We start from the raw sequence: 376 nt of genomic DNA on the forward strand, positions 1-376 counted from the left end.
GAGGTAAACGGTGCTAGAATATTGTATTATAAGGTCCGAGTTGCAAACTCGAACCAGCATTTGAGCAAGATACACTGCATAGAATAAAATAAAAATAGATAAATTTTAAGTACGGCCAGAGGCCTGGTTTTAGACGACATAGCGAGACGCTATGCCGAACGAATAAGTTGAATTTATCGAAGTTGAAAAGTTACAAGATGCAATCTTGCACCAGCGTTCTGGTAGTCTATAATAATCCTTTTAGAAAATCTTTCAATCTCGAATGGTTCTTCCGGCATTAGCTGGTGAGCCAAAAAACAAGATGCTGTAGTCGGTAAAAGCGGTGCTGTTTGAAGACTTGAGGTACGAAAGTCAAGTTCAGCGCTTTCGACGAAGG

General features: G+C 40.2%; 1 protein-coding gene. It reads right to left on the reverse strand.

The genetic code is table 11. The features are described from left to right. Positions 1-173: 173 nt before the first annotated feature. Positions 174-376: hypothetical protein (locus OM075_RS25820; RefSeq protein ID WP_301193415.1), on the reverse strand; the 203-nt coding region annotated here is incomplete at its 5' end.

The organism is Plebeiibacterium sediminum (genome assembly GCF_026013605.1).
Lineage (GTDB): Bacteria > Bacteroidota > Bacteroidia > Bacteroidales > Marinilabiliaceae > Saccharicrinis > Saccharicrinis sediminus.